The sequence below is a fragment of the Chryseobacterium sp. sg2396 genome, assembly GCF_042610505.1.
Lineage (GTDB): Bacteria > Bacteroidota > Bacteroidia > Flavobacteriales > Weeksellaceae > Chryseobacterium.
This window is the reverse complement of sequence record NZ_JBHGAQ010000017.1, coordinates 94,337-105,450: the sequence shown is the minus strand read 5'-3', so window position 1 is coordinate 105,450 and position 11,114 is coordinate 94,337. Positions and strand designations below refer to the sequence as shown.

The following is an 11,114-nucleotide window of genomic DNA, read 5'->3' as shown; positions in this document are numbered from 1 at the left end:
AGGGACAAAAAAAAGACTTCATTGCTGAAGTCTTTTTAGATATATCAAATACAATTAAGCATCGATCTTGGCATACTTGGCATTTTTCTCAATGAAATCCCTTCTTGGCGGAACTTCATCTCCCATCAGCATAGAGAAAACGTTGTCCGCTTCTACGGCATTATCGATAGTGACCTGTTTCAGTATCCTGTGTTCAGGGTTAAGCGTAGTTTCCCACAGCTGCTCAGGATTCATTTCCCCAAGACCTTTATAACGCTGAATTTCAACTCCTCTTCCATCCGGAGACATTTCCAGCGTAAATTCTTCACGTTCTTTTTCATTATAGGCATACTGCTTCTTGTTACCTCTTTTCAATAGATATAAAGGAGGCTGTGCAATATAAATATATCCGTTTTCAATCAGTTCCTTCATATACCTGAAGAAGAAGGTAAGGATAAGGGTCGAAATGTGGGAACCGTCGATATCGGCATCGGTCATAATAACGATCTTATGGTATCTCAGCTTAGACATATTCAATGCTTTACTGTCCTCTTCCGTTCCTACGGAAACACCTAAAGCCGTATAGATATTCTTAATCTCCTCGTTATCGTAAACCTTGTGCAACATCGCTTTTTCAACGTTCAGGATTTTACCTCTTAATGGAAGGATTGCCTGGAAGTGTCTGTCGCGACCTTGCTTAGCCGTTCCACCCGCAGAATCTCCCTCCACCAGAAATAATTCTGATTCGGCAGGATCTTTAGAAGAGCAGTCTGAAAGTTTACCCGGCAGCCCGGAACCTCCCATCGGAGATTTTCGCTGAACCATTTCACGGGCTTTTTTTGCAGCCTGTCTGGCTTTTGCGGCCAATACGACTTTCTGTACGATGATCTTGGCCTCGTTAGGATTTTCTTCAAGGAAGTTCGTCAGCATTTCCCCTACGATTTTATCCACCGCACCGGAAACTTCGGAGTTCCCAAGTTTTGTTTTGGTTTGCCCTTCAAACTGAGGCTCCATTACTTTTACGGAGATTACAGCCGTTAATCCTTCACGGAAATCATCTCCTGTAATTTCAACTTTTTCCTTGGCAGGAAGCCCTAATTCGTCAGCATATTTTTTCAGTGTTCTCGTTAAAGCACGTCTGAAACCGGCAAGGTGGGTTCCTCCTTCATGGGTATTGATGTTATTTACATAAGAGTGAAGATTTTCTGTAAACGAGGTGTTGTAACGCATGGCTACTTCCACCGGAATATCGTCTCTTTCCCCTTCCATGAAGATTACGTTTTCCATGATCGATTCACGGTTTCCGTCGATATAGGCTACAAACTCCTTCAACCCTCCTTCGGAGTGGAAAACTTCCGTTCTGAAAGATCCGTCTTCCAGTTTTTCCCTTTCGTCGGTCAGGGTAATGGTAATGCCTTTATTTAAATAGGAAAGCTCGCGCAGACGGCTTGCCAATGTATCGTAATTATAAACGAGTTCGGTAAAAATCGTATCGTCTGGCTGGAAAAACTGCTTGGTCCCTCTCTGGTCGCTGTGGCCGATCTCTTCGACACCCGTTTGTGCTTTTCCTCTGGAATAGATTTGCTGATAAACGTTTCCGTCTCTATAAACGGTAGTCACCATTTCGTTGGAAAGGGCATTCACACAAGATACACCCACCCCGTGAAGACCTCCGGAAACTTTATAGGAATCTTTATCGAATTTACCTCCGGCCCCGATTTTGGTCATTACAACTTCAAGCGCAGATTTTTGCTCCTTTTCATGGAAATCTACCGGGATTCCTCTACCGTTATCGCTAACCTCAATCCCGTTTCCTTCTTTGATGCTGACGAAAATCGTGTCGCAGTACCCTGCCAACGCTTCATCAATAGAGTTATCTACTACTTCATAAACCAAATGATGGAGACCTCTTACTCCCACATCACCAATGTACATCGAAGGACGCATACGTACATGCTCCATTCCTTCTAATGCCTGAATACTACTCGCTGTATATTGTTTCTGACTCATATAAATATTAAAAAATTCTGCTGTACGCAGAGACCTACAAATATCGTGATTTTTTTCGAGTTGTGAAAGTTAAAATATGTCAAAAAAGACAGCATTTTCCGATAAATAAAAAGGAGTATTTTACTTAAAAAATATCAAAGTTAAGATCTATTTCTCAAATGATTGCTGTTGTAAATCATACGGTGCTTCTCCAATTTATACGTACCTTTAATTACCCAAAAATTCAATTCATGGACGACTTTCTTGCAGCCCGCGCCCAGATGGCCATGTCACTGGGATTTCATATCATTTTTTCCTGTGTCGGTATGGTGATGCCTTTTCTTATGGCTTTTGCGCACTGGAAGTATTTAAAAACAAAAGATGAAGTCTACAAGGGATTAACGAAAGCATGGAGCAAAGGCGTAGCGATTCTCTTTGCAACAGGTGCGGTTTCCGGAACCATGCTTTCTTTTGAGCTCGGACTTCTCTGGCCTCAATTCATGAAACACGCCGGGCCGATTTTCGGAATGCCTTTTTCGCTAGAAGGAACCGCTTTCTTCATAGAAGCCATAGCTATTGGCTTTTTCCTGTATGGATGGGACAGGTTCAATAAATGGTTCCACTGGTTCTGTGGATTTTTGGTAGGGCTGAGCGGACTGGTTTCGGGTATTCTCGTGGTTGCAGCCAATGCCTGGATGAATTCTCCCGCAGGATTCGATTACATCAATGGGGAATATGTAAATATAGATCCTATAAAAGCGATGTTTAATGAGGCGTGGTTCTCACAGGCACTGCACATGACGGTAGCTGCCTTTTGTGCCACAGGGTTTGCCGTTGCGGGGGTTCACGCTTTTATGATCCTGAAAAAAAAGAATGTGGAATTCCATATGAAAGCATTTAAAATTGCAGCAGGATTTGCCCTGATCGGAGCATTCGGAGCACCTTTAAGCGGCGATACCGCAGCTAAGTCAGTGGCTGAACGGCAGCCAATCAAATTAGCGGCGATGGAAGCTCATTTTGAAACAGAAAAAGGAGCGGCTTTCGTCATCGGCGGAATTCCCGATGAAAAGAAAGAAGAAATAAAATATGCCCTCAAAATCCCGAAGCTCTTAAGCTTCCTTGTAAGCAGCGATTTCAACAGCGAAGTAAAAGGCCTTAAGGACTTCCCAAAAAACGAATGGCCACCGGTAGCGGTAGTGCATTATGCCTTTCAGACCATGATTTTCTTTGGGGGTATTATGATCATCATCGGAGCTCTTTTTTTATATGCAACGTTTTTCAAAAAAGAATGGCTGACCAAAAGCTGGCTGCTGAAAACCTTTTTAATCGCGACACCTTTTGGATATATTGCCCTGGAAGCCGGCTGGACGGTAACCGAAGTGGGACGGCAACCGTGGATTATCTACGGAATCATGCGCACGGTGGACGCTGTAACACCAATGCCGGGCATCCAGTATTCGTTTTATTTCTTTACAGCAGTTTTCGCTTCTCTCTCCCTTCTGATGGCCTTTCTATTAAGTCGTCAGATCAAAATGGTCCCGAAATTATATGATCCGAATGATCCTAATTTTAACCCTAAAAGCAAATAATCATGATATATGTAGTAATAGGTTTTCTCTGGCTTTCCATCTGCCTCTATGTTATTCTGGGCGGGGCTGACTTTGGTGCTGGAATTGTGGAACTGATGACCAGGAAAAAAAACCGTCCGAAAACACAGGTAATCATGTACGAATCCATTGCTCCGGTATGGGAAGCCAATCACATGTGGCTGATTATTGCGGTCGTCATTTTATTTGTCGGGTTTCCTGAAGTCTATACTACTCTTTCCACATACCTTCATATTCCGCTGGTGATGATGCTTATCGGTATCATCGCACGGGGAACCTCTTTCACGTTCCGGCATTATGATGCGATAAAAGATGAATGGCAGAAGGTATACATACAGATTTTCTATTTCTCAAGCCTGTTCACACCGTTTTTCCTCGGGCTGATTGCTGCGGCTACAATTTCACGTTCCATTCAGCCTGACGCGAATAATTTCCTTGACCTGTATATCTTCAGCTGGCTGAACTGGTTCGGTGTGGCTGTGGGATTATTCACCATCTCGATCTGTGCTTATCTGGCCTCTGTTTTTGCATTAAGGGAGACCTGCGACCGCATGGAACTCAAACTGATGATCAAAAAATCGAAACAGACCATGGTTTTCGTAGTCATTACCGGGATTTTGGTTTTTGTAACCGCCTATATTTCAGGAATCCCTCTCGTTATGTGGGTATTTTCCAAGCCATTGGGAATTATGGCAACCGGTTTTGCAACCATCTGCCTGTTGCTGATTCTGAGAGCGATACATACCGGAAAAATGCTCCCTGTTCGTGCCCTGGCAGGCTTTCAGGTGATTATGATTCTTGTAGCTGCAACATATCAGCACAATCCCAACATCATTTTGTTTGGAAACGGGCAGCACCTTTCTCTGCTGGAGCATGTCGCCGCCCCGAAGACTATTAATGCTCTGGCATGGGCACTGATGCTGGGTTCGCTATTTATTCTTCCCTTTCTGTTTTACTTAATGGTTTCTTTCAGTAAACAGAGAAGACAGCTTAAAGAAACAGCAAAACCTGAAACGCCGATTAAGCCGTAATTAATGTCTGGCAGATAAGAATGCCGCGAAATATCAGCTTAAAGATTCAACGTTTTGTCTGTAGAACCCAAACATAGTATTAGAAGAGAACAGATGGGAGAGATACCCCAAATGACGCTGATTCTCACAGACTTTTGCAGGCTGCTTTATCAGATTCATTTACAAAAATATCAATCCGTTACTATTTTAAATTCAAAACCATCAACAGTAAATACGATATAAAACTTCCAGCATGCGGATTTCCTCTTCCAGCCTCCTACTTTTTAAGTAGGACAATTTCTACCCTCCGGTTTTTGCTGAAATCGTCTTCCGTTCTTTCGGGATAAACAACTGGATTAAGATGTCCCTGGCCGGTAGCTTTTATCCGTGATGCGTTAATTCCCTGCAATTTCAGGAATTCTTTGATCGCATTAGCCCTAGTGAATGACAGATTAAATGTTTTCAGATCAAGGTCCTGACCGTCAAAATTATCATAGTCACAGCAGATATGCCCCTGTAATTCCACTTCAAGAGACGGATTATTCTTTAAAAGATCCGCAAGCTGGGCGAGAACTTTATTTGCTTTGGGAAGCCAGACGTGACGTCCTCCGATAAAATTCACCTGGGGTAAGGAAAACGTATCTTTTACTTTCATCTCAGAAATCTTTTTACTGAAGAAACTCGCATATATTTTTCCGGATCTAATTTCCCCAGATGCCATCACGCGATCAATGAATATGTCGACCCTTCTGTTTCTGCTGCGCAGCTCCTCCGTACTGTTGTCGTTGATCTGTTTTTCCTTTCCCAGCCCTTTTACACTCTGCAGTTCGATATTACGTCCGATTTTTTTCTGAAGATAGGCACTGACACTGCGCGCACGGTTTTCCGACAATATTTGATTATAATATGAAGTTCCGGAAACATCACAATTTCCGAAAATCCTGAATTTCAACTCCGTGTTTAAACGGCTTAGGCTGTCGAGTTTTTTTTCTGAATCTTTGCTGAGTTTCGTACTGTTATAATCAAAATATACCGAAGTGAGCATCTGCGCCTTACTGTTAAGACATAAGAAAATCAATATGATAAGAATTCTCATCTTATTTGTTTTTCATTAAACGGGAAATTGAGGAAAATAGTTTGTTGGCAGTCTTTATAAATTTTTAATTCAGTGAAATCAGATATTACTTTTCACAGACAAATGTAAAATCTGATATGAAAGTCATGACATGCCAGAAATAAAGAAACCGGCGAAAGCTTGCTTTCACCGGCACTGAAATACATTATTAATCTACCCCCCTACTAATTAAGCATTCCAGATGAAAATATTATTCTGCTTTGATTAATTTGCAACTGCTTTCTTGAACTTTTTTTCGGATACCGTAATGATTTTCACAAAGGGTCCCTTTTAAAAGTGATGATGGATCAAGCTTGCAGAAAACATACTTTTTAATTCACACAAATGTACAATATTTTTTTAATCCCAATATGGGCATTTTAAAAAATATTTTATGAAAAGTAAATTAAAAAAGGTCGTCTGACGACGACCTTCCAGTATTTTTACCTGATAAAACTTACATCAGTTTCATCAAAATATTCTCATCTGTTTTCTCGACCTTTACGAGATTATTCTTTGTTAATACTTTGGAGGCTTTATCCCATTTTTTACCGGACAACTGACTTCTTTCTTTTACCTCAGCCAATGAAAACGGCTCTTCACGGGAGTTTAAAATTTCCAGAATCACTTTTTCATCCTCTCCAAGTTCGATCTGCGGCACTGCTTTTTCCGGTCTCATCTGCGGGAAAAACAATACTTCCTGAATGGAAGCGTTGTTGGTAAGGAACATGATAAGTCTGTCCATACCGATTCCCAATCCTGAGGTCGGCGGCATTCCGTATTCCAATGCTCTCAGGAAGTCCTCGTCGATAAACTGCCCTGCTTCATCATCTCCTTTCTCAGATAACTTAAGCTGATCTTCAAAACGTTCTCTCTGGTCGATCGGGTCATTAAGCTCGGAATAGGCATTCGCGATTTCCTTTCCGCAGACCATCAATTCGAAACGCTCCGTAAGGCCTTCTTTGCTTCGGTGCTTTTTGGTTAAAGGTGACATTTCAACCGGATAATCGGTAATAAACGTCGGCTGGATGAAGTTTCCTTCACATTTCTCACCGAATATTTCATCGATCAGTTTTCCTTTCCCCATCGTTTCATTCACTTCAATACCGATTGATTTGGCAAAGTCGAATAACTCCTGTTCCGTTTTACCGGTAATATCGAAACCTGTGAATTTAAGAATCGCATCTGTCATTGAAATTCTCTGGTAAGGTGCCTTGAAATCTACCTCGTGCTCACCGAAAGTCGCTTTGGTCGTTCCATTTACCTGAACAGCACAGAATTCCAATAACTTCTCCGTGAAATCCATCATCCAGTTATAATCTTTATACGCCACATAGATTTCCATAGCGGTGAATTCCGGGTTATGGGTACGGTCCATCCCTTCATTCCTGAAGTTTTTGGAGAATTCATACACCCCGTCGAAACCTCCTACGATCAGTCTTTTCAGATATAATTCGTTGGCAATTCTTAAATATAACGGAATATCCAAGGCATTGTGATGCGTAATAAACGGCCTTGCTGCCGCTCCGCCAGGGATGGCCTGCAGAATCGGCGTCTCTACTTCAAAATATCCGGCATCATTGAAGAATGTCCTCATCGCGTTGAAAAGTTTTGTTCTTTTCACAAAAACCTCCTTTACCTGAGGGTTTACCGTCAGGTCTACATAACGCTGTCTGTATCTCATTTCCGGATCGTTGAAGGCATCATAAACGACTCCATTTTCATCGGTTCGCGGTTGAGGGAGCGGCCGCAAAGATTTGGTAAGAAGCGTAAAGTTCTTTACCAGAACCGTCTTTTCGCCTACCTGTGTAGTGAAAAGTTCGCCTTCTACCCCGATGATGTCGCCTATATCCAAAAGGTGCTTATACACTTCATTGTACAATGTTTTATCTTCCCCGGTACAGATTTCATCCCGGTTAAAGTACACCTGGATGCGTCCGGTAGAATCCTGCAATTCAGCAAAAGAAGCTTTCCCCTGAATTCTTCTGGACATCAATCTTCCAGCGATTTTTACCTGTTTACTTTCTGCGAAATCCTGTTTTATCGATTCTGTAGTATCTGTAATGACATATTCATTCGCCGGGAATGCATTAATTCCCATTTCAACAAGCTTATTCAGCTTTTCTCTTCTAATGATTTCCTGTTCTGATAATTGCATTTCTTATTTTTCTAAAAGCGTACAAATTTAGTGATTATTTATAATAATTAAGTTTAAAAGTTGGATCAAATATGATATCCATTAAATCAAAAATATTTAAAAAAGTAATTAATCAGATATCAAATGGTATAAAAAATTTAAAATTAAATTTAAAATTTCACTAAATAATGAATTAAAAATCACTATCTTTGGATTACACCACGAATCAAAAATAAATAAAGTATGAAAAAATGATGACTTTGTTTCCCCGTATTTTTATTATGTCCTAGCTGAATATGCCGGAATTGATTGATACGGGCGGGTTAGAGAAAAAAAATACAAAAACCCGATTTTTCAGGATGATTCTAGAAACACAATGCTCTAAGCACCTTACCATCCGTAAGGTGTTTGCTTTTGGTTAACATTCAGCCAGTTCTTCTGCTTTTGCTGCGGAACAAATGTCCATGCAAGCGCCCGGCTTATCTTCTGGCCCTGCGCCATTTCAATTACCCTGAATTCTACAGCTTTTACCTTCTTCAGCAGAGAAGTGAGTTTAAAGAGGTTGTCTTTTTTGGAAACCAGACAGGTAAACCATAGGACCTGTGAAGGATACAGCCTGCTTTCCAGTATCATTTTCGTGATAAATGCCAACTCACCGCCTTCACACCACAGTTCGGACTGCTGTCCTCCAAAATTCAGGACGGGTTTACGGACTTTTGATTTGCTCAGATTCTTTGTTTTTCTCAGGTTTCCTTTCAAGGCCGAAACTTCGGAATCGTGGAACGGCGGGTTACATATGGAAAAGGCAAACCGGTCTTCAGGTTCAATGATATTTTTAAAAATATGATCCGGTTCCTGCTGTTTCTTCAGACGGATAACCGGTAACAGATCCGGATTGTAATCCAGAATTTTTGCTGCATTATTTAAAGAGTATTCATTAATATCGGTTCCGAGCATGGTCCAGCCGTATGACCGGTGCGCAATTAAAGGATATACCAGATTGGCACCCGTCCCAATGTCAAGACCTTGTATCTTTTGGCTTTCCGGAAGTTCACCGAAAGATTCCGCCAGCAGATCGGCAATGTAATGAATGTAATCTGCCCGGCCGGGAATCGGCGGACATAGATTGGTATCGGGAATATCCCAGTGCTGAACCTTATAAAAGTGTAACAACAAAGCTTTGTTCAGGAGCTTAACGGCCTGCGGAAGGCTGAAATTAATCGTTACACTTTGATAAGCGTTCACAAAAACATATGGTTTCAGTTCGGGTACACCGGCAATCAGCTGATAGAAATCGTACGGATCCCGGTGGAGATTCCTGGGGTGCAGGTTAGACTTTTCAGCCATTCCTTANTATGGTTTCAGTTCGGGTACACCGGCAATCAGCTGATAGAAATCGTACGGATCCCGGTGGAGATTCCTGGGGTGCAGGTTAGACTTTTCAGCCATTCCTTATTTTTTCAGGCTTAAAATATACTTCACCATTTTTTTGGCATGTTCTTTAGAAACCTGAGGATGAGGAGACATCGGTACCCCGCCCCAGACTCCGCTGCCACCTTCAATGATCTTGGAGGCCAGCAGTTCCGTATCTTTTTCAGAATATTTGTCTGCAATCTGCTGATACGACGGGCCGATCATCTTTTCGTTTACGGCGTGGCATCCGGAACAGTCCAGCGTCTCGATGATCTGGTCCCCGGAAAGATTGCTTTTTCCGGGATCCGGAGCCTGTGCTGTTTCTGCACCTGAATCAGCAGAAGAGGTTTCTTTTTTAGAACAGGAAAACATCAGCATGGCCATACCTCCTGCTAAAAACAGATTTCTCACCATTCCCGTAATTATTTTTTGGCAGCCGTAGCCGTATCTGGTTTTGCCTGGCTGGCCGGTAAAGATTCCGCTGCATTCACCTGGGAATTTTCTGTTTTTCTGGCGGTGGAATCCACTACCGTAGGGGCATCCGGTTCAGGCAACATCGTGTTGCTGTCCTGTAAGTCATGATTTGGCTTCTTTGAGCAGCTTGCTGCTACCAAGCCACCGATAAACGCGATTGCTAATACTTTTTTCATTATTTTTTCCTATAAAAATTTAGACAAAAATATAAAAAATAAACGTTCAAACTCATGATAAATGTCCATTTAAAGATATTTACGCAAGAATAAATTCAGGAATGATTATCTTTAATATTGTTTTTTAAAATTAAAACATGGTTTTCATTTCAAAAATTCTCTTTTTCATGAGCCATCACGGTTTTCTGACGGTGGTGTTTTTATTTATCATTTTCGGGGGGGGTATCCGCTCTTACCAAAAAATGGTACTTGTTGGGCATTGCCTTTATTTTGTCCATTGGAAATGTGATAGGAGGACAGTTCCTGAACGCATGGTTTTTAAATAAATACGGCACAGAAAGCACGGCTGTTATTACCTCCGATGTGGAGACCAGCTCTACCCTTAATGATCGGTATATCCATGATTACGAAGCCATTGTGAAGAAACAGAACGGCAGCTATGTTACGACTTTCTTTTCTACGACAACAGCAGCCATTTACCCTATTAAGAATGCGATCAGGATTCCCCGTAAAGAAACACGGTTTCCCGTAAAATTCATTCCAGGCTATGAAAAAAACATCGTGATCCTTTATGACAGATCCGATGAAGGAAAGATGCTGCTGAAATACGAAAAACGTAAACCGTTGAAAAAGCAAGGATACAATACGAAGCCGATCCCGGGAATCCTGAATTTATCAGCCACTACCGCTCTGCCCTCCAAAACTATTTGAAAGAATACGATGATCCTGAATATCGGGAAAGGCTTAATCAGCTTGAAAACAGATCTTTCTAGAGCTTTAATTTAAATTTTTTAGCTTAAAAACTGATTTGAATTCCAACATTAAGCAGTTAAGATATTTTAGCTTAAAAAAGTCAACTTTAATGCATACCGTTTTTAACCATTAAAATTGAGTTTTTCAGGCAAAGATTCTGCAGCGGTAAAAGTTAAGGATAAACAAAGTTTATTTTAATTCAGAAAATTAAGATGAAGAGAGAGAACGAAAAATTTCTGAGTTAAAATTTAAACGGGCTTTGAGATCAAGAGGCAGGAAATTTTAACAAACTACAAAAAAGGAACGGGATTTGTTGTAAGGTTTGAGATTTATTTTAATCATTTTGTTTTTCGTATTAAAAAAATATATACATTTGTACCATGTTTAGTAACAGCAACAATATTTGGTGGTGGCTTTCAAACTCTTCGTCGGGTCTGAGGCTGTTGTCGTGCTGTTAATCCA

10 protein-coding genes are annotated in these 11,114 nt (G+C 41.2%); 3 read left to right on the top strand and 7 right to left on the bottom strand.

Going from position 1 to position 11,114, the window contains the following annotated elements; translation table 11 throughout:
- Positions 1–54 precede the first annotated feature (54 nt).
- A complete protein-coding gene (gene gyrB / locus ACED20_RS17150; protein ID WP_294200903.1) occupies positions 55–1,989 on the bottom strand; it encodes a DNA topoisomerase (ATP-hydrolyzing) subunit B in 1,935 nt (644 codons plus the stop codon).
- Between the two features lie 230 nt (positions 1,990–2,219).
- Between gyrB and ACED20_RS17145 the strand changes: the two genes are divergently transcribed.
- The gene (locus ACED20_RS17145) at positions 2,220–3,557 is read left to right on the top strand and encodes a cytochrome ubiquinol oxidase subunit I (RefSeq protein WP_378105951.1); all 1,338 of its coding nucleotides are present in this window, start codon (positions 2,220–2,222) and stop codon (positions 3,555–3,557) included.
- Positions 3,558–3,559: 2 nt separating this feature from the next.
- The gene (locus ACED20_RS17140) at positions 3,560–4,606 is read left to right on the top strand and encodes a cytochrome d ubiquinol oxidase subunit II (RefSeq protein WP_378105948.1); all 1,047 of its coding nucleotides are present in this window, start codon (positions 3,560–3,562) and stop codon (positions 4,604–4,606) included.
- Between the two features lie 256 nt (positions 4,607–4,862).
- Here ACED20_RS17140 and ACED20_RS17135 read toward each other — a convergent pair whose 3' ends face one another.
- The 6 genes from ACED20_RS17135 to ACED20_RS17110 all read right to left on the bottom strand — a co-directional run bounded on the left by ACED20_RS17135 (position 4,863) and on the right by ACED20_RS17110 (position 9,899).
- Complete coding sequence (locus ACED20_RS17135; protein WP_378105946.1) at positions 4,863–5,681, bottom strand: OmpA family protein; 819 nt, start codon at positions 5,679–5,681, stop codon at positions 4,863–4,865.
- Positions 5,682–6,156: 475 nt separating this feature from the next.
- Complete coding sequence (lysS, locus tag ACED20_RS17130; protein ID WP_294200896.1) at positions 6,157–7,857, bottom strand: lysine--tRNA ligase; 1,701 nt, start codon at positions 7,855–7,857, stop codon at positions 6,157–6,159.
- A 369-nt stretch (positions 7,858–8,226) separates the two neighbouring features.
- Positions 8,227–9,183 carry a 23S rRNA (adenine(1618)-N(6))-methyltransferase RlmF gene (gene rlmF, locus ACED20_RS17125; protein WP_345767667.1) on the bottom strand — a complete coding sequence of 319 codons (957 nt, stop codon included), beginning with the start codon at positions 9,181–9,183 and terminating at the stop codon, positions 8,227–8,229.
- Positions 9,184–9,186: 3 nt separating this feature from the next.
- On the bottom strand, positions 9,187–9,285 hold the full coding sequence (locus ACED20_RS17120) for an RlmF-related methyltransferase (RefSeq protein ID WP_378105942.1): 99 nt from the start codon (positions 9,283–9,285) through the stop codon (positions 9,187–9,189).
- A 3-nt stretch (positions 9,286–9,288) separates the two neighbouring features.
- Complete coding sequence (locus ACED20_RS17115) at positions 9,289–9,663, bottom strand: c-type cytochrome (RefSeq protein WP_378105939.1); 375 nt, start codon at positions 9,661–9,663, stop codon at positions 9,289–9,291.
- A gap of 8 nt (positions 9,664–9,671) precedes the next feature.
- Positions 9,672–9,899, bottom strand: a complete 228-nt coding sequence (locus ACED20_RS17110; RefSeq protein WP_294200893.1) for a hypothetical protein — start codon at positions 9,897–9,899, stop codon at positions 9,672–9,674.
- Between the two features lie 252 nt (positions 9,900–10,151).
- On the opposite strand from ACED20_RS17110, the gene ACED20_RS17105 reads away from it, so the two are divergent.
- The gene (locus tag ACED20_RS17105; protein ID WP_378105936.1) at positions 10,152–10,610 is read left to right on the top strand and encodes a hypothetical protein; all 459 of its coding nucleotides are present in this window, start codon (positions 10,152–10,154) and stop codon (positions 10,608–10,610) included.
- Positions 10,611–11,114 lie beyond the last annotated feature (504 nt).

Bases quoted from the DNA above. Each gene is read 5' to 3' on its own strand.
- gyrB (WP_294200903.1), bottom strand. From the start codon at position 1,989: ATGAGTCAGAAACAATATACAGCGAGTAGTATTCAGGCATTAGAAGGA.
- ACED20_RS17145 (WP_378105951.1), top strand. From the start codon at position 2,220: ATGGACGACTTTCTTGCAGCCCGCGCCCAGATGGCCATGTCACTGGGA.
- ACED20_RS17140 (WP_378105948.1), top strand. From the start codon at position 3,560: ATGATATATGTAGTAATAGGTTTTCTCTGGCTTTCCATCTGCCTCTAT.
- ACED20_RS17135 (WP_378105946.1), bottom strand. From the start codon at position 5,681: ATGAGAATTCTTATCATATTGATTTTCTTATGTCTTAACAGTAAGGCG.
- lysS (WP_294200896.1), bottom strand. From the start codon at position 7,857: ATGCAATTATCAGAACAGGAAATCATTAGAAGAGAAAAGCTGAATAAG.
- rlmF (WP_345767667.1), bottom strand. From the start codon at position 9,183: ATGGCTGAAAAGTCTAACCTGCACCCCAGGAATCTCCACCGGGATCCG.
- ACED20_RS17115 (WP_378105939.1), bottom strand. From the start codon at position 9,663: ATGGTGAGAAATCTGTTTTTAGCAGGAGGTATGGCCATGCTGATGTTT.
- ACED20_RS17110 (WP_294200893.1), bottom strand. From the start codon at position 9,899: ATGAAAAAAGTATTAGCAATCGCGTTTATCGGTGGCTTGGTAGCAGCA.